This is a genomic window from Williamsia maris, assembly GCF_024171815.1.
In the GTDB taxonomy this organism is placed as follows: Bacteria; Actinomycetota; Actinomycetes; order Mycobacteriales; family Mycobacteriaceae; genus Williamsia_A; species Williamsia_A maris.
Window position 1 is genome coordinate 808,313 of sequence record NZ_JAMTCJ010000003.1, and the last position, 20,979, is coordinate 829,291.

Below are 20,979 nucleotides of genomic sequence, written 5' to 3' on the forward strand. Positions count from 1 at the left end.
TCAGGACCGGTTCAGCCGGCTCTCGATCTCCGGGCCGATGACCCGCAGCGCCTCGGTGTCGGCCATCCCCAGATGATGGGTGTCGACGTCGATCGCGGTGATCGTGCCCGTGACGTGGGGACGCCAACTCGACTGCACCACAGCGGGATCGTCTTTGTCCGCGGTGGCGACGAACAGCAGCATCTCCCCGTCGAACACAGCCGGCCGGTGCGTCGACCCGATCTGCGCGGCAGTGTCGAAGCTGATCATGATGCGGTCCACCTGCTCCGGCGACAGCAGCCCGAGCGCCGCGATCTGCTCACGCACCACGGCCGCGACCGCCCCGGGGTCCGACGCCTCGATCGCGTCGTCGATGTCGAACAGCGAGCGCCAACCGCCGAGCAGGTCGGCCACACCGGTGGACGGATCGTCGACCGGCGCGGTGACGGCGGGCGTGGCCCCCGGGTCGGCGACCGCGGCGTCCATGACACCAAGAAACGCGACCTCGTCACCGCTGCTCTGGATCTCGGTCGCCATCGTCTGCGCGATGTGCCCGCCGATCGACCACCCCAGCAGGTTGTACGGCCCCTGTGGTTGCACCCGACGGATCTCGGCGACGTAGCGCCGGGCGAGTTCGGTGACCGACTCCGCCGACGCATCACCGTCGACAACCGACGGATCCTGCAGACCGTACAGCGGCCGGTCGGCGATGTACGGTGCCAGTCCGCCGTAGAACCAGGCCAGTCCACCCGCCGGGTGCACACAGAACAGCGGCGGTCGCGACCCGGCGGACCGCAACGCGATGAGAACCTCGTCGGTGAGGCCGCGTTCGGTCCCTGTTTCCGACAACCGGGCGGCCAGGCCGCGCGCCGTCGGGTCGACGAACAGCCACGGCAACTCGACCTTCCGCCCCGATCGCTCCCCGATGCGCGCCGCGAGCCGCACCGCGGACAGCGAGGTGCCGCCGAGGTCGAAGAAGCTCTGGGTGGCACCGACCTGCGCCGTGCCGGTCACCTCCGCCATCGCCTCGGCCACCAGGATCTCGAGCTCCCCTTGCGGCGCGACGAGTTCCGGTGCGGCCGGCCCGGATGTCGGGACGGGGAGTCGTCGCCGGTCGACCTTGCCGGTGGACGTCATCGGCATCGTGTCCAGCACGACGATCACCGCGGGCACCATGTGCCGGGGCAATCGGTCGCGCAGCTCGGCGCGCACCCGTGCGGGGTCGGGCGGATCGCCGGCCGGGTTCGCGGCGACAAAACCGATCAACCGCGCATCGCCCTGCGGGCCGGTGACACCCACGACCGCGGACACCGACACGTCCGACCGCGCGCTGAGCGCCGCCTCGATGTCGCCGAGCTCGATGCGCTGGCCGTTGATCTTGACCTGGAAGTCATCTCGACCGCCGAACTCGAGCGCGGGACCGTCGGGGTCACCGACGTCGACCCAGCGGACCAGGTCGCCGGTGCGGTAGAGCACGGACCCGGGCGGGCCGTACGGGTCGGCGACGAACCGCGTCGCCGTGAGATCGGGACGCCGGTGGTACCCGCGGGCGGTGGCGTCGCCGGCCAGGTAGAGCTCACCGAGCACCCCGCGCGGCACCGGGCGCAGACGGTCGTCGAGGACCAGAGCGCGGAACCCGCGGATGGGGCGGCCGACGACAACCCGCCCACCCGACTCGAGGACGGCCGACGTCGAGGTGATGGTCGTCTCGGCGGGGCCGTACCAGTTCGACATCGTCCGGCCGGGAGCCCAGAGCGCAACCAGTTCCGGCGGGCACGCGTCGCCGGCGACACCCAGGTGGCGCAGGGAACGCGCCTGGTCGGGATCGAGGGTGGCCAGCACCGCGGGCGTGATCATGGCGTGGGTGACGGCATGGTCGGTGATGACCTCGGTGAGGTCGTTGCCCGCGAACGCATCCGGCGGGGCCACCACCATCGTCGCGCCGAGCGCGACGGTGCCGATCACCTCGAACATCGACACGTCGAAGCTGAGCTGCGCCAGGTGCAGCACGCGAGCCCGTTCCGGGTCCCCGATCCAGGACTGCCGTTGGTGGTCGACGAAATCGGCCAGACCCCGATGGGTGACCGCGACGGCCTTGGGCTTGCCGGTCGACCCCGACGTGTACATGAGGTAGGCCAGTCCGTCGGGGGTCAGATCGGCGGCGGGAACGGGGGTGTCGGGCTGGTCGGCGCCCAGCGTGCTCGACACGACCCAGTCGGGTCCGATGCCCGCGACGTCGCCGAACGACTCCAGGGTGGTCAGGCCGAGGACCGCCCCGGACTCGGCGAGCATGTGTGCGACGCGTTCGACCGGCAGCGCCGGGTCGACCGGCATCGGTGCCGCACCCGCCTTCCACACCGCCCACAGGGCGATCACCGCGTCCGCCGACCGCGGCATCCCGACGGCCACGACGTCCTCCGGTCCGATGCCGCGCGCGCGCAGCGCCCGGGCAAGACGATCTGTGGCGGAATCGAACTCGCGCCGCGACCAGGTACGGTCACCGTCGATGAGCGCCGGGTGATCGGGGTCCAGCGCGCCCCGTGCGGCCAGGATCGCAGGCAGGGTCGCCGCGGTGACGGGCGCCGGTCCCACCGCGGGTACCAGCGCACGACGGTCCGCGTCGTCGAGGATGTCGATGTCGCCGATCGGTGCCGTGGGGTCGGCGGCCATGCCGTCGAGGACCGTCAGCACGGTGTCGCGGAACCGTTCGATCGTGGCGGGATCGAACAGGGCTGCCGCGTAGACGATCTCACCGGAGATGGTCGGGAACGTCTCGTCGTCCGCGGCCCACTCGGTGAGTGCGAGCGTGAGATCCACCTTGGCGGGCTGTTCGCCGATGTCCACGGGGGTGATCTCGAGACCCTCGATGCCGATCGCCGGGGCACCGGATCCGGTGAGATAGTTCAGGGCGATCTGATAGATCGGGGCGTGCGCGGTGGAACGCGCGGGAGCCAACCGGTCGACGAGCAGCTCGAACGGGATGTCGGCGTGGGCGAACGCACCGGTGTCGGCGCGACGCACCCGTTCCATCAGCGCCAGCGCGGAGTCGCCGGGCCGATGCGCGGTCCGCAGGGCCAGCGTGTTGACGAACATGCCGACCAGGGGCTCGATCTCGCGGCGGCCGCGTCCGGCGATGGCCGCGCCGATCACCACGTCGTCGACCCGGGCCAGCCGGGCGACGGCGGTGGCGAGCGCGGCGTGCACGACCATGAACGGGGTGCTGTTCGCCTGCCGTGCGAACGCGACGACGGCCGCGCTGCGTCGGTGACCGAGCTCGATCGGGATCTGACCACCGGTGGTGTCCATGACGGCCGGTCGCGGCCGATCGGCGGGCAGCTCGATGGAACCGGGGGCCTCGGCCAACGTCGTGGACCAGTACGCGAGTTGCTGCCCCAGAACCGATTCGGGGTCGTCGACGGCACCGAGCACCTCGTGCTGCCACAGGGCGTGGTCGACGAAGGTGATCTCCGGTGCGGGTAGCACGCCCGGTGCGCCGTCGACCGATCCGCGGCGCGCGGTGTACGCCGTCAGCATCTCCCCCGCGAGGATGCCCAACGAGTGCGCGTCTCCGGCGATGTGGTGCACCACCAGGACCAGCAGGTGCTCGGGGATTCCCGGGACGGGTGACGCCGCGAGCCGTGCGCGGATGGGCAGTTCCCGGGTGACGTCGAACCCGGATCCGATGATCGCCATCGCCGCTGCCGCGTCGTCGCCGACGCGCCAGTCGAGTCGTCGACGGGCCGTCTCGGGGTCGAGGACCCGCTGCCCCGGCTCGCCGCCGGCGAGCGGGAACACGGTCCGCAGCGGCTCGTGTCGCAACATCACGTCGTCCAGCGCGCTTCGCAGGGCCGCCTCGTCGAGGTCGCCGACGATGCGCAGCGCGATCGGGATGTTGTAGGCGGTCGAGGTGACGTCGAACTGGTTGAGGAACCAGATGCGGCCCTGCGCGTGGGACAGCGGTATGCGCTCCGGGCGGTCGCGGCGGATGAGCGGGATCTCCGACACCGTCGACTGCGAGACACGCTGCGACAGTTCGCGAACGGTCGGGTGGTCGAAGAGTTCGCGCACCCCGACCTCCACATCGAGGGCCGCACCGATGCGGGCGACGACCCGCATCGCCGACAGCGAGTTGCCACCCAGTTCGAAGAACCCGGTGGTCGTCGACACCCGGTCGACGCCGAGGACGTCGGCGACGATCCCCGCGACGAGGTCCTCGACAGGGGATCGTGGCGATTCGACGACCCCGCCGCCGAGGTGCGTCGGGCCGGTCTCGGGAGCAGGCAGGGCGCGGCGGTCGATCTTGCCCGCCGAGTTGTGGGGGAACTCGTCGAGAACCACCCACATGGTGGGGCGCATGTAGACCGGGAGTCGCTGTGCGACATGGTCTCGGACCCCGTCGAGAGCGGCCGGGTCGAGGACGGCCGGGTCGTGGGTGATCGGGCCGGACAGGTATCCGACAAGGGAGTCACCGGCGGCGGTCGTGACGACGGTGGCCGCGGCAACGGTCACCCCGGGCGCCGCCATGAGCACCGTCTCGATCTCGCCGAGCTCGATGCGCTGTCCGCGCAGCTTGACCTGGAAGTCACCGCGGCCCAGGTACTCCAGCTCGGAATAACGGTTCCACCGGACCAGGTCGCCGGTGCGGTAGAGGCGGGCGCCGCTGCCGCCGGGGTCGGCGACGAAGCGGTCTGCGGTGAGGTCGGGGCGGGAGGCGTATCCGCGGGCCAGCTGCACGCCACCGAGGTAGAGCTCGCCGACGACCCCGACCGGGACCGGGGCCAGCCGTGCGTCGAGCACGCGGGTGATGGTGCCCGCCATCGGCGCACCGATCGCGATGACCGTGTCGTCGTCGGTGACGGTGTGTGCGGTGACCTCGACCGCGGCCTCGGTGGGGCCGTACAGGTTGCGGATGACGGCTGCGGGCACGATCGCGGCCATGGCGTGTGCGGTAGCCGCGGGCAGCGCCTCACCCGAGGCGAGTACGCGCCGCAGCGAGGCGAGTCCGGCGATCTGCTCCTCGGTGAGGAACTCGACGAACAGCGCCATCATCGACGGCACGAAATGGACGGTGGTCACGCGGTGGTCGCGCACGAGGGACGCGATATGGGCGGGGTCGGCGTGCCGGCCGGGCTCGGCCAGCACGAGTCGTGCGCCGGCGATGAACGGGCCGAACAGCTCCCCCACCGACACGTCGAAGGTGATCGGCGTCTTCTGCAGGACGACGTCGTCGCCGTCCAGCCCGTCGAGGGCCTGCATCCACCGCAACCGGTTCGCGATGGCGCGGTGCGAGACCGTCACGCCCTTGGGGCGACCGGTCGACCCGGACGTGAAGATCGTGTACGCGGCGTCGTCGAGCCCGACCGAGCCGACCAGGACGTCGGCGCGCGGCGGCCCGGCCCCGTCGGCGACGGGCGCCGAACAGTCCACGGTCTGGGTGTCGGTCGCGCCGATCTCGGGCATCGGCCATCCCGCGGGGCCGACGAGAACCAGTCCGACGCGGGCGGTGTCGATCATGTACCGGACGCGTTCGGCCGGTGCGTCGACGTCGATCGGGACGTACTGAGCGCCCGCGCGCACGACGGCGTGGACGGCGACCATCATCTCGATCGAGCGGGGCAGACACACGCCGACCGCGTCGCCCGCACCGACACCGCGGGCGATCAGGGTGCGGGCCAGCGAGTCGGTGTACGCCCCGAACTCGCGGTAGCTCAACGTCCGTCCGGCGACGACCACCGCGGCCGCGTCCGGGGTCCGTGCCCGCTGCGCGTCGAGCAGCTCGAGGAGAGTGCTCGGCGGGGCCGCCTCGGCGCCGGACGACATGGCCTCCAACGCCCGACGTTCCGCGGGGTCCAGGATATCGACGTCGCCGACGACGGCCGACGGCGACGAGACGAGCGCGTCGAGAACGCGCAGCAGTCGCTGAGCGATGACGTGGACCGTCGGTTCGTCGAACAGGTCGGTGGCGTAGACGATCTCGGTGGTCCAGGGATCACCCGCCGGCGCGGTCGCGACGGTGAGGGTCAGGTCCAGTCGCGCGGCCACCTCGTCGGTCGGCATCTGCTCGACCCGCAGGGCCGCCGTCTGATCGCGCGCCGCGTCGCCCACCGACTGCTGGTGCTGCTGCATCGACAGCATCACCTGGCTCAGCGGTGCGAACGACTCGGACCGGGTGGGCGCCAGGCGTTCCACCAGATGTTCGAACGGCAGGTCCGCGTGGCCGAACGCGTCCACGTCGACGTCCCGGACACGGGCGAGGAACTCCGACAGCGACATCGCCGGGTCGACGCGGGTGCGCAGCACGAGGGTGTTGACGAACATGCCGACGAGGTCGTCGAGGGCGGCGTGTCCTCGGCCGGCGACCGGGGTGGACACGACGATGTCGTCGCCGCCCGACACCCGCGCGAGCAGCGCGGCCAGGGCAGCGTGCACGACCATGAACTCGGTCGCGCCCTGAGCCCGTGCGACATCGGCGATCCGTGCGGCCGTCTCCGCCGGGATGTCGAACTGCATCCGCGCACCGTGCTGCGACGCCACCGCGGGCCGGGGGCGGTCGGTGGGCAGGGTGATGACGTCGGGGATGCCGTCCAGTCGCGCCGACCAGTGGGCGGCCTGTGCGCTCAGCGTCGACGCCGGGTCGTCGACCGATCCCAGGACACGTTGTTGCCACAGTGCATAGTCGGCGAACTGCACCGGCAACGGGGCGAACTGCGGTGCGACGCCCCGGGCGCGGGCCTCGTAGGCCGTGACGACATCGCCGACGAGCGGGCCGACCGACTCGCCGTCGACCGCGATGTGGTGCAGCGCCAACGCCAGCACGTGGTCGCCGGCGCCGACGGTGACGACCCGTCCGCGGATGGGCAGGTCCGAGGTCACGTCGAATCCACGACGCAGCAGCTCCGCGACAGCGGACTCGTTCTCGGTGACCGACCAGTCGAGCTGCTGCTCGGCGTCGGCGACGCTGCGCACCCGCTGGTACGGGCGTCCGCCCGTCGACGGGTACACGGTGCGCAGGACCTCGTGGCGGCCGAGCACGTCGCCGATCGCGAGTCCCAGCGCCGCGACGTCGAGGTCGCCGACGAGTCGTAGCACCACCGGGATCGTGTAGGCGATCGAGGACGGCTCGAAGCGGTTGAGGAACCAGATCCGTTGCTGCGCATTGGACAGCGGTATGAGTTCCGGCCGCGGTCCGGCGAGCAGCGGGGTGCTCGCCGTCGGTGCGCCGTCCGGTCGGTGACCCCGGACCCGGGTGACGAGACCGCGGACGGTGGGCGCCTCGAACAGGTCGCGGATCGTCACGCGGGTCCCGAGGGCCTCTATGGCGCGGGCGGTGACCCGGGTGGCCGACAGGGAGTTGCCGCCGAGGTCGAAGAAGTCTGCGGTGACGCCGATCTCGGACCGGTCGGTGCCGAGCACGTCGGCCACGATCGCGGCCAGCGTCCGCTCGTCGTCGTCGGCCGGCGGCTCGACGCTCCGGGTGATGTGGGCGGCCTGATCCGGGTCGGGCAGGGCGGCGCGGTCGAGTTTGCCCACCGCGGTGCGCGGCATGGCGCCGAGCGCGGTGATCGAACTCGGCACCATGTAGGCCGGGACGAGGTCGGCGAGGTGGGTGCGTAGCTGGTCCGGGGTGACCGGGTGGGTCGGCTCGACGTATGCGGCGAGGGCGCGTACCGGGTCACCGACACCGACGACGGCGGCGCTGCGCACCGACGGATGGGTCGCAAGAGCCGACTCGATCTCACCGAGTTCGATGCGCTGGCCACGCATCTTGATCTGGAAGTCCGAGCGCCCGGCGTAGACGAGGTCGCCGGTGGCGGTCCGACGGACCAGGTCACCGGTGCGGTACATCCGGGCACCGACCGCCTCGCCCGCGGTCTCGAACGGGCAGGCGACGAAGCGGTCGGCGGTGAGGTCGGATCGACCGTGGTAGCCGCGGGCCAACGCCGCACCGAGGACGTAGAGCTCACCGATCACGCCGACGGGCACCGGGCGCAGTCGGTCGTCGAGGACGACGACATCGGATCCGGGCTGCGGCAGACCCAGCGGGACGACGTCGTCCGGGGCGATTGGCTCCGATGTCAGACACGCCATCGTGGTCTCGGTGGGACCGTAGGAGTCGTAGAACGCCCGGCTCCCGGCCCAGCGCCGCATCTCCGCGTCCGGGACGCCTTCACCGCCGGCGAGCACATGGGTCAGCGACACCGCTGCCGGGTCGGGCAGGGAGGCGAGCACGCTGGTCACGATCGCGGTGTGGGTGACCGCGTTCTCGGTGATCCAGCGGGCGAGTTCGTCGCCGCCGATGATGTCGGGCGGGGTGACCACCAGGGTGCCGCTGCCGACGAACGCACCGAGCACCTCGAGCATCGACACGTCGAAGCCCGGGGAACTGATGCCGAGCCAGCGCGCCGACCCGTCGCTGTGGTGCCGACTCCGCAGGGTGGCGGCCATGCCGGCGATGCCGGTGTGTGTCACCGACACCCCCTTGGGCACCCCGGTCGATCCGGAGGTGAAGATCAGGTAGGCGGCGTTGTGCGCACGCAGCGGACGGGCGCGGTCGGCGTCGGTGAGCGCGGCATCGGACACCTCGCCGCGGTCGATACGCGCCTGCAGGTCACCCAGGGCGGCGGTGTCGACGGTCAGCCAGTTGATGCCGTGGTCGGTGACGGGTGCGTCCGATCCCGAGATACCGACGCGTGCACCGCTGTCGGCGAGGATCCGGCGGATGCGGTCGCTGGGGTGACGCGGGTCGACGGGTGCGTAGGTCGCGCCGGTCTTCGCGATGGCCCACAGCGAGACCTGGACCAGAGCGGTGCGCGGTAGGGCGCTGACGACCACGTCCTCGGGTCCGACACCGCGCGCGACGAGGTCACGCGCCAGGGCGGAGCTCAACGAGTCGAGCTCGGCGAACGTCAGAGCGTGATGGTCGTCGACCACGGCGATCCCGTCCGGACGGCGCGACGCCGCACGGGCGAGGAGGTCCGCGAGCAGAACCGGTTCGACGGCAACGGCATCCGGGTGCGGGATGAGTGCGTCCCGTTCGTCGTCGCCGACGATGTCGATGTCACCGACCGGGATCTCAGGTCGGGCCGTCGCGGCGGCGAGGACGTCGACGAGTCGACCGGCGAACCGCTCGACCGTCGCGGCGTCGAACAGATCGGTCGCGTAGACCACGCTGCCGCGCCACGGACCCGGACCGCCGGTCGCGATCCCGACGGTCAGATCGACCTTCGCGGTGGTCACCTCGGTCTCGACGGGCTCGACGGTCAACCCGTCCACGGTCACCGCGCCCGAGGCGCCCTCGTCGTTCGACACGGTCAGCACGACCTGGGCCAGCGGCGCGAACGCCTCGGATCGGACGACGTCGAGTCGGTCGACGAGCTCCTCGAACGGGACGTCGGCGTTGCCCAGGGCGTCGATGTCGACGCGACGGACCTCGTCGAGCACGTCGACGAAGCGGTCGTGCCCGGACACCCGGGTGCGCAGGACGAGGGTGTTGACGAACATGCCGACGAGGTCGTCGAGTGCGGCGCGTCCGCGACCGGCCACCGCGGTGGAGACGACCACGTCGTCGGTGGTGGCGAGACGCGCGAGCAAGGCGGCGAGCGCGGCGTGCATCAGCATGAAGTCGGTGACGCCGTGCTCACGGGCGACCAGGGTTGCCGCCCGGGCGATCTCGGACGGGATCGTGAACTCGACGCTCGCGCCGTGCGACGACGCGACCGGCGGACGCGGCCGGTCGGTGGGCAGCTCGAGCAGAGCGGGCGCCCCGGCGAGCTGGGTGTCCCAGTACGCGAGCTGTGCGCGCACGGCGGTGGCCGCCCGCGTGTCGGCCCCGTCCGCACCGAGGTCATGCTCGGCCCCGGTGTCGGCGTCGTGACCCAGCGCCCGGTGCTGCCACAGCGCGTAGTCGGCGTACTGCAGCGGCAGCGGTTCCCAGGTCGGCGCGGCACCCGCGGTCCGTGCCCGGTAGGCCGCGAGGAGGTCGCGGGCGATGACCGGGCCGGATTCGCCGTCCGCGGCGATGTGGTGCACGACCAGCACGAGCAGTGCGGTGTCGGTGTCGGTGACCGCGAGTCGACCGCGCAACGGCAGGTCGGTGGTGACGTCGAAACCGACCTCGGTGATCCGCAACGCCTGCTCGGCGTCGGGCACGACGGCCCAGTCGAGTGCTGCGACAGCGTCATCGGCGTCCCGGATGACCTGCCAGACGTCGCCGTCGGGGGTCTGCGGGTAGACGGTCCGCAACGTCTCGTGTCGGGCGACGAGGTCACCGACCGCGGCGGTGAGCGCCGACGTGTCGAGTGGTCCGCGCAGTCGCAGTGCCACCGGGATGGTGTAGACCGGCAGCGAGGTGTCGAACGAGTTGATGAACCACATGCGTCGCTGCGCGTTCGACAACGGGATGCGCTCCGGGCGGGGCCCGGCGGTCGGTGTGTCGAGCTGTACGCGGGCCGCGCCGTCGACACGTATCGCCAACTCCCGCACCGTCGGTGCGGCGAACAGGTCGCGGACGCCGAGGTCGGTCGTGGTGGCCTCGGCGACGCGCGCGGTGACCCGGGTCGCCGAGAGCGAATTGCCGCCGAGGTCGAAGAAGCTGTCGGTGACCGACACCTCCGCCGCACCGAGGACGTCGGCGAACACCTGCGCGATCACGGTCTCGGTCGCCGACACCGGAGCGACGTGGGTGCCGACGACGGGGTCGGGTGCCGGCAGCGCGCGGCGGTCGATCTTGCCCGCGGGACTCAGCGGCATCGCGTCGAGGACCACCCACGCCGTCGGCCGCATGTAGGCGGGCAACGCGCGTGACACCGCGGCCAGGGCGACGTCCGCATCGGGGTCGGGACCGACCAGGTAGGCGACGAGACGGTCGTCCCCACCGGCGGTCGGGATCACCGCGGCGACCGCCTGACTCACCCCCGACACGGCGGTGAGCACGGATTCCACCTCGCCGAGTTCGATGCGTTGGCCGCGGATCTTGGCCTGGAAGTCGTTGCGGCCGAGGTACTCGAGCTCGCCGTGGCGGTTCCATCGGACCCGGTCACCGGTGCGGTACAGGCGGGCGCCCGGTCCGTCGGTCGACGACGCGCGTGGGTGGGCGATGAACCGCTCGGCCGTCAGGTCGGGTCGCGACGCGTAGCCCCGCGCCAACTGCACCCCACCGAGGTACAACTCCCCCACCACGCCCGGCGGGACCGGTCGGAGCCGCTCGTCGAGCACCCACGTGGTGGTGTTCGCGATCGGCCGACCGATCGGGACCTCGACGGCGTCGGCGACGACCTCGTGGTGGGTGACGTCGACCGCGGCCTCGGTCGGCCCGTACAGGTTGTGCAGCTCGGCGGTCGGGACGAGCGTGGTCATCGCGTTCGCGGCGGCGGCCGAGAGGGCCTCACCGGAGGTGAACACCCTTCGTAGAGTTGCCAGGTCGACCTGACGGCCGCCGCGACGCCGCCCGCCCGCCGCCGTCTCGGTGAACACCGACAGCATCGACGGGACGAAGTGCACGGTGCTGACCCGCTCGGCCGCGATCAGCCCGACGAGGTACGCCGGATCGCGGTGTCCGTCCGGACGGGCGATCGCCATCGAGGCGCCGGTCATCAGCGGCCAGAACAGCTCCCACACCGACACGTCGAAGGTCGCCGGCGTCTTCTGCAGCACCACGTCCGACGCGTCGAGCGGGAACCGGGCCTGCATCCACCGCAGGCGGTTCATGATCGCGGCATGCGACACGGTGACGCCCTTGGGACGACCGGTCGAGCCCGACGTGAAGAGCGTGTACGCCGCGTCGTCGGTCCGCAGCGGCGCGAGCCGGTCGGCGTCGGTCACCGCTGCGGTGTCGCCGGTCGGCGGGTGCGTGCAGTCGACGGTCGCGACGTCGCCGGCGTGCTCTGCGAGCGCCGGGGGTGCGTCCCCCCGGCGTGCGAGAACGACTGTGACATCGGCGGATCCGGTCATGTACGCGACCCGCTCGGCCGGGGCGTCGACGTCGATGGGCACGTACCGGCCGCCGGCGGCGACGACGGCGTGCACGGCGACGAGGAGCTCGACGGAACGGTCCATGCAGATGCCGACACCCACGTCGGGGCCGACACCGCGGGCGATCAGCGAGCGGGCCACCGCGGCGACGTGTGCGCCGAACTCGCGGTAGCTGATCCGACGGTCGCCGAACACCAGCGCGGTCGCGGCGGGGGTCGCGTCGATCTGGTGCGACACCGCGTCGGCGAGCGTCTGGGGTTCGAGGCTGTGGGGTTCGAGGGCCCGGGGTTCGAGGGCCACGACCTCGCCGACCGACCACCGTGCGACCGCGGTCCGTTCGCTGTCGGAGGTCAGGTCGATGTCGGCGATCCGACGGTGCGGCTCGGTGACCCCGGCGCGCAGCAGCGCGACGAAGCGGCGGACGACCGTCGCCGCGGTGTCGGCATCGAAGAGGTCGGTGGCGTACACGAGGTGACCGGCCAGACCGGTGAGGGTCCCGTCGGCGTCGCGGGCCGCTCCGAGCCCCAGGGTGAGGTCGAAACGCGCTGCGGGCGTGCCGGGGTCGGCCGGGGTGATGGTGAGCCCCGGCAGGTCCACCGCGGTGTCGGTGCGCTGGTCGAGGGTCAGCATCACCTGGGTGAGCGGCGCGAACGCCTCGGACCGCACGGGCGCGAGGACGTCGACGAGGTGCTCGAACGGCACGTCCGCGGTGGCGAAGGCGTCGAGGTCGCCTGCGCGGGCGAGGTCGACGAGCGCGGCGAAGTCGGCGTCGGGGTCCACCTGCGTCCGCAGCACCAGCGTGTTGACGAACATGCCGATCAGACCGTCGAGTTCGGTGCGACCACGACCGGCGACCGGGGTGCCGATGGCGATGTCGGTGGTCGCCGACAGTCGCGCCAGGACCGCGGCGAGCGCGGCGTGCAGGACCATGAACAGCGTCGCGTCGTGGCGGCGGGCGAGGTCGTCGGCGGCGCGCAGCACGTCGTCGGGGACGACGATGTCGACCATCGCACCGCGCATCGACGCGACCGGAGGACGTGGACGGTCGGTGGGCAGGTCGAGCACGTCGGGCAGGCCCGCGAGACGGGTTCGCCAGGAGTCGATCTGACGGCCCAGTGCGGATGTGGGGTCGTCGACGCCACCCAGGACCTCGCGCTGCCACAGCGTCACATCGGCGTACTGCACGGGCAGAGCCGCCCACCCGGGCTCGGTGTCCGCGGTGCGGGCGGCGTAGGCGGTGAGGAGGTCGCGCACGAGTGGGGCGATCGATTCGCCGTCGGAGGCGATGTGGTGGAGCACCACCACCAGCAGGTGGTCGTCGCCACCGGTCGCGACGACCCCGGCTCGGATCGGCAGCTCGGTGGTGACGTCGAACGGCCGGGCGGGCAACGCCTCGACGCCGCTCTGGACCCACCAGCGACCGTCGTCGACCGCGCCGGGGGCGAGGATCTGCTGCCGCGCGACGCCGTCACGATCCGAGGGGAAGACCGTCCGCAACGTCTCGTGGCGACCGATGACGTCGCGCAGGGCTGCACGCAACGCGTCGATGTCGAGTGTCCCGTGCAGCCGCAACGCGAACGGGATGTTGTAGGCGGGCGTCGTCGGGTCGTAGACGTTGATGAACCACATACGCTGCTGCGCACTCGACAGCGGGACCACGTCGGGCCGCGGGCGGGCGACGAGAGGCGGGAGCACTGCGGTGTCGGCGGTGTCGGCGGCATCGACGCGGGCCGCGAGGGCACGCACGGTCGGCGCGTCGAACAGGTCCCGCAGGCCGACGGCGGCCCCGGTCGCCTCACCGACGCGGGCGACGACTCGGGTGGCCGACAGGGAGTTGCCGCCGATCTCGAAGAAGTTGTCCGACACCGACACCCGCTCGATTCCGAGTACACCGGCGAACACCGCAGCGATCGCGGTCTCCGTCGCCGACGCCGCGGCCACGAAGTCGCCACCGGCGAAGTCCGGGGCGGGCAGGGCCCGTCGATCGATCTTGCCCGCCGCGTTGCGTGGGAAGTCGTCGAGCACCACCCAGGTCGTGGGGTGCATGTAGGCCGGCAACGACCGCGCGAGGTGTGCGGCGACCGCGTCGGTGTCGACGTCACCGGCCAGGTAGCCGATGAGGTGTTCGTCGCCGCTTCCCGACGTGGCGATGGTCGCCGCCGCGAGCACCACCCCCGGTGCCGCGGAGAGCACGGTCTCGATCTCGCCGAGCTCGATGCGTTGACCGCGTAGCTTCACCTGGAAGTCGGAGCGTCCCAGGTACTCCAGTTCGCCGTGGGTGTTCCAGCGCACGAGATCGCCGGTGCGATACAGTCGCGCACCGCTCGCCGGATCCGCGGTGAACGGGTCGGCCACGAAGCGTTCGGCGGTGAGGTCGGCGCGGTCGGCGTAGCCGCGGGCCACCTGGACCCCACCGAGGTACAGCTCGCCGACCACGCCGGGTGGCACCGGACGCAGTCGGGCGTCGAGCACGCGGGTCGCGGTGTTCCACCCGGGGCGGCCGATCGGGACCGACACCTCGCCGGTGACGACGCGGTGGTGCGTCACGTCGACCGCGGCCTCGGTGGGCCCGTACAGGTTGTGCATCTCCGCGTCCGGTACGAGCGCCCGCATCGCGTGCGCGGTGGCGGCGGGCAGCGCCTCGCCGGAGGCGAACACCCGGCGGACCGACGCCATCGACTCGACGGCGTCGGACGCGGGCAGGCCGGCGACGAACGCCGCCATCATCGACGGGACAAAGTGCAGTGTGGTCACCCCCGCGTGGGCGACGACGTCGGCCAACGCACGGGGGTCACGGTGCGCATCGGGGCGGGCGATGACCATCGTCGCGCCGGTGATCAACGGCCAGAACAACTCCCACACCGACACGTCGAACGTCACCGGGGTCTTGAGCAGGACCACGTCCGAGGCGTCGATACCGAACTCGCTCTGCATCCACTGCAGCCGGTTGGCGATCGCCGCGTGCGAGACCGTGACGCCCTTGGGCCGACCGGTCGATCCGGAGGTGAACAGCGTGTACGCGGCGTCGTGGCGACCCCGCGCCCCGTGACGTTCGGATGCGGCGACGGGCGCCACCGCGGCGTCGACCGGCTCGTCGGCGGTGAACGTCAGGACCTCGGCGCCGACGGCGGCGACCCCGGCGGGTGTCGCGTCCGTCGCACAGACCACGAGGGCCGCGCGCGACGTGCTCAGCATGTACCCCACCCGGTCGGCCGGGGCGTCGACGTCGAGCGGGACGTACTGTCCGCCGGCGGCGGCGACGGCGTGCACGGCCACCACCATCTCGATCGACCGTCCGATGGCGACGGCCACGGCCACGTCGGGTCCGACGCCGCGCGCGATGAGCCGCCGCGCGAGGGTCGCGACCCGGGCACCGAACTCGCGGTAGGTGACCACGCGGTCGTCGTACCGCAGTGCGGGCGCGTCCGGCGTGCGTGCGATCTGGGCCTCGGTCCGGGCGGGCACCGACTCGTCGCGGACGGGACCGTCCTCGGTGAGCAGACCGACCGACCACCGGTCCACCCGCGCGGCGACCGCGGGTGACGACAGCGCGAGGTCGGACAGCCGGGTCGTCGGGTGGTGGGCGATCTGCTCGCACAGAGTGACCAGGGCGTCGACGAACACGTCGATCTGGTCGTCGTCGAAGGCCGCGGGCAGGTACTTGACCGTCAGCGCCATCCGATCGCCGTCCGGCACGACGATGAGGCTCAACGGGTAGTGCGTCGCGTCGGCCGAGGTCACGCCCCGGATGTCGAGTCCGGCGGCCCGGGAACCGTCACCGACCGCGGCGGCGTCCACCGGGTAGGACTCGAAGACCACCAGGGTGTCGAAGAGCGCGGATTCCCCGGCCGCCGCGGCGATCTCGGCCAGACCGAGGTGCTGATGGTCGAGAACACGGGCCTTGTCCTGCTGCAGCTGCGCCAGCAGGTCGGCCGCGGTGTGCGCGGGGTCGAGGGTGACCGCGACGGGCAGGGTGTTGATGAACAAGCCGATCATCTGTTCCACCCCCTCGATCTCGGGTGGTCGACCGGACACGGTCTCGCCGAACACGACGGTGTCGCGGCCGGTGATGCGGGACAGGAGGATTGCCCAGACCGCCTGCAGCACCGTCGACGTGGTCGCGCCCGCGGCCCGGCCCGCCGCGGTCAGCGCGCCGACCAGACGTGGGTCGAGGTGCACGCTGCGCCCGCGCGGTGGGTGCGAGACGTCGGGGCGGGCGCCCGCTGCGACGAGGGTCGGGCCGTCGACCGCGGCCAGCGCGGTGCGCCACGCCGAGGTCGCCGCCGCGCTGTCCCGCCGCGAGAGCCAGTCCAGGAACACCGCGAAGTCGGCGCCGTCGGGCGGGGGCGCCATGGCCGTCCCGCCGCTGTGCGCGGCGAGGAGGTCGGCCAGGACGAGCGGCGCGGACCATCCGTCGAGCAGCAGGTGGTGCGCGGTGATGATCAACGACGCCCCGGCCTGCGGTGCGGCCGCCGGATCGGCGGGGTCGGTGATGCGGTGCCGGACCCAGACGAACCGCATCAGTCCGGGCGTCGCGAGGTCGAACCGGTCACCGAGTTCACCGCGGGCGAGGTCGGCGACCCGGTCCACGGCGTCGGCAGGCGAGTGGTCGGCGAGATCGATCTCGCGCCAGTCGGGTTCGACGACGGGGGCGACGACGGTGACGGCGTGTCCGTCGTCGGTGCGCACGAACGACGACCGCAGGACACGGTGACGCGCGAGCAGGGTGCGCGCGGCCGCGTGCATGCCATCCGCGTCGACGTCACCACCGAAGGTGATGGTCGACTGGGTGACGTAGACGTCCGGATCGGCCTCGGCACCGTCGGTGTCACCGTCGCCGACCGAGTCCCGGTGCAGGCGGACGCCACCGGCGAGTTCTGCCTGGAAGAACAGGCCCTCCTGCAGCGGCGTGAGCGGCCAGAGGATCGACCCGGGATGCTCGGCGGTGAGCCGGTCGATCTCGTCCTGCGTCAGTCCGGTCGAGGCCAGATCGGTCTCGCTCGGCCCGGGATCGCCGACCGCGGCGACGTGCGCGACGATCTCGGTCAGCGCAGCGTCCCAGCGCGCCGCGATGGCCGTGACGCCGTCGGGGTCGAGTAAAGCGCTCGGATAGGCGAACTCGGCGTGCAGCACGCGGCCGTTCGGTCCGGGGACCGCGCTCACGGTGACGGTGAGAGCCGCGGTGGCCACCATCGCCCCGGTGATCGACGGCGGCAGGTCCGGCGCATCGGTCACCGGCAGGAGCGCGCCGGTGCCGTCGGTGACCTCGGGCGCGGGGACCTCGGACGCGGCGGCGACGTTGCCGAAGTAGTTGAAGCTCACCGGCGGTAGGGCGTGGTCGCGCAACGGGGAGTCGTGCCGCGCCCGCAGGGGTCCGAACGCGATGCCCCGGTCCGGCATCCGCGCCATGGCGTCCTTCACCGCTTTCACGGTGGTGGTGATCGGACGTCCGGGGCCGGTCGGCACGGCCAGCGGGACGAAGCTGGTGAACCACCCGACGGTGCCGGACAGGTCGGCGCCGGGAGCGATCTGTTCCTCGCGGCCGTGGTTCTCCAGCAAGATCGACACCCGCTCGTCGGACACGACGTCGCCCGAGAGTGCCTGCGCCAGTGCGGCGATCATCGCGGTGTCGGCGCCGGTGCCGTAGGCCTGCGGGATCGCGGTCAGCACCTGCTCACTGATCGCCGCGTCGATGTCGAATCCGACGGTCGTCACGGTGGACTGCCGGTCGCGGGAACGATCGAGCCGCAGACGGTCGATGGCCGCGCCGGTCGTCCCGGCGAGATGCGACAGCCAGAGCGCGGTCTCGTGCTCGCGCGTAGCGAGATCGGCCACGACATCGGCCCAGCGTCGCATCGACGTGCCCGGCGTCGCCAGGGTGATCGTCTCGCCGGCGGCGCGCTGCCATGCGGCGGTGACGAGTCCGGTGATGATCGTCGGCCACGAGACCGCGTCGACGGCGATGTGGTGGATGGCGACGACCAGGCGACCCGGCGCGCCGGGGGTCGCCGACCGGACACCGACCGCGGCGACGAGCCGACCGACCTGCGGATCGAGGCCGGCCAGCGCCTCGGCGTGGGCGGCGCGGATGTCGGTGGCGGTGTCGGGTCCGGTCGCGTCGGCGATGCGGACGAGGACGTCCTGCGCCGTTCCGTCGCCGGCGACGAGGCGCCACTGCCCGTCGGTGAGACGCAGCGAAGCGGTCAGCATCGCGTGGGTGTCGACGACCGCGGCGACCACGGCCCGCAGGTCGTCGGTGGTGAGGTCGGCGGGCAGGGCGAGCACCGCCGACTGGGAGAAGTCGGCGTGGTCGGACGGGGTGTCACTCAGGTCGAGCATCCACCCGATCGAGGGACCGATCGCCACCGGTCCCCGTGCGCCGCCGGGGTGTTCGGCGAGGACGGGGGTGACCTCGCGGGCGGCGGCGAGCGCCCGGACGGTGCGGTGTTCGAAGATCATCCGGGGGGTCAACACGTATCCGGCGGCGCGCAGCAGCGAGGTGAGTCGGATGGACATGATGGAGTCGCCGCCGAGGGTGAAGAACGACTCGGTGACCGACACCCGGTCGACTCCGAGCACCGCGGCGAACACCTCGGCGATCACCCGCTCGTCGGGGGTGCTCGGCGCGACGTATCCGCTCGCGAGGCGCCCGAAGTCGGGCTGCGGCAGTGTCCGGCGGTCGAGTTTGCCCGCGCTGCTGCGCGCGATGTCGTCGACCGGCATCCACAGCGACGGCCACATGTACTCCGGCAGCGCCGATTCGACGGCCGCCCTGACGGTGTCGGTGTCCGTCGCGGAGGGACCTGCGACGTAGGCGACGAGGTGCTGCGCGCCGCCGGGTGCGGTGACCACCGTGGCGGCGGCGTGCACGACGCCGGGCACCGCGGCCATGACCGACTCGATCTCGCCGAGTTCGATGCGCTGTCCGCGCAGCTTGACCTGGAAATCGGTGCGGCCGAGATACTCCAGCTCGCCCGTGGCGTTCCGGCGGACCAGGTCACCGGTCCGGTAGAGGCGGGTGCCGGGCTCGCCGTCGGGGTCGGGGATGAAGCGCTCGGCGGTGAGGTCGGGGCGGGCGGCGTACCCGCGGGCGACCTGGACACCACCGAGGTAGAGCTCGCCCGCGACGCCGCTCGGGACCGGGCGCAGACGGTCGTCGAGCACCCGCGTGGTGGTGTTCCAGATGGGTCGGCCGATCGGCACCACGTCGGAGACGATGTGCAGGTCGGAGTGCGCGACCTCGACGGCGGCCTCGGTCGGTCCGAACAGGTCGTGCAGGCCCGCCCACGGCAGGGCCGTACGCACACCGCGGGCGACGGCCGCCGGCAACGCCTCTCCGGAGGCGAACACGTACCGCAGCGCGGTCAGTCGAGCCAGGTCCGCCGGTGCGACGACGTCGAGGAACACCGACAGCATCGACGGCACGAAGTGCACCGAGGTCACGCGCTCCGCGGCCAGTACGTCGGCGAGATACGCCGGATCGGTGTGCCCCTCCGGGCGGGCGATGTACATCCGCGCACCGGCGAGCACCGGCGCGAACAGCTCGGGCACCGAGACGTCGAAGGTGTACGGCGTCTTGAGGATCACCGTGTCGGTGGCGCCGATCGGGAACGTCGCCAGGCCCCACCGCAACCGGTTCATGACCGAGCGGTGCGAGACCGTGACGCCCTTCGGCCGTCCGGTCGAACCGGAGGTGAACAGGGTGTACGCCGCGTGGTCGGGACGCAGCGGAGCAGTCCGGTCGGCGTCGGTGATCGGCGTCGGGTCCCCGTCGATGCCCGCGCCGGTGTCCGGGCCCACGCCGACGATCAGGGTGCGCACGTCCGCGGATTGCGGTGTGGACGAGTCGTTCTCGTCGACCAGGACGATGCGCACGCCAGCGGTGTCGAGCATGGAGGCGACCCGGTCGGCGGGGGCCTCGGGGTCGATGGGGACGTATTGCCCACCCGCGGCGAGCACCGCGTGGACCGCGACGACCATCTCCACCGACCTCGCCATGCGGACACCGACCGCGGTCTCCGGGCCGACACCGGCGTCGATCAACCGCCGGGCCAGCACCGCGGTATGCGCCGACAGTTCGGCGTAGGTCAGCGACCGGTCCTGCGAGGTGAGGGCCTGCGCGTCGGGCGTCGACACACTCTGCCGGGCCAGGGCGTCGGCGATCGTCTCCTCGGGGAGTCCGACGTCGCCGCCGCGGGCGAGGGTGCGCAGCGCGTCGCGTTCGGCGGCCGACGTCCACTCGATGTCGCCGACGACCGTCGAGCGCACCGACGTCGCGGCGTCCAGGATCCGGACGAGTCGCTCGGCGAAACCGACGACGGTCGACTCGTCGAACAGGTCGGCGGCATAGACGATCTCGCCGTTCCACGCCGCTCCGCGCGGGGTCGTGGCCACGGTGACCGCGAGGTCGAGTCGGGCCGGGGGTGTCCCGGGGTCGAGCAGGTCGATCCGCAGCCCGTCGGTCGCGAGAGTGCCGGTCGCGAGGGTGTCAGGGTCCGAACCGTCCGACATCCCGATGCCGTGCTCGACCGACAACATGACCTGGCTCAGCGGCGCGAACGCCTCGGAGCGGGTGGGCGCCAACCGCTCCACGAGGTACTCGAACGACACGTCGGGGCGGGCGAACGCGTCGAGGTCGACAGCGCGGATGTCGTCGAGCAGTCGGTCGAACGGTCGCCCGGACTCCACGGTCGCGCGCAGCACCACGGTGTTGACGAACATCCCGACCATGGGGTCGAGCGCGGCCTGTCCCCGACCGGCCATCGGGCTGGCGACGGCGATGTCGGTGCTCGACGACAGGCGGGCGAGCATCACCGCGAGAGCCGCGTGAACGACCATGAACTCGGTGGCCCCACGGTCCTGGGCGGTCGCGGAAATGCGGGCGGCGAGATCGGCCGGGAGTTCGAAGCGGATGCGCCCGCCGGTCTGTGTCGCCGTCGCCGGCCGCGGGCGGTCGGTGGGCAGCGACAGCACGTCGGGCAGATCAGCGAGGTGGTCGAGCCAGTACGCGACCTGCCCGCCGAGCACGGA

Annotated in this window: 1 protein-coding gene (running past one end of the window); it reads right to left on the bottom strand. The window is 72.3% G+C overall.

The genetic code is table 11. From position 1 onward, the window contains the following. Positions 1 to 20,979, bottom strand: partial view of a non-ribosomal peptide synthase/polyketide synthase gene (locus tag LX13_RS17295; protein WP_253662510.1) — the 3' portion only. The gene runs 20,277 nt beyond the window's last position; only the last 20,979 of its 41,256 coding nucleotides appear in the window; its start codon lies off the right edge, out of view; it ends in the stop codon at positions 1 to 3.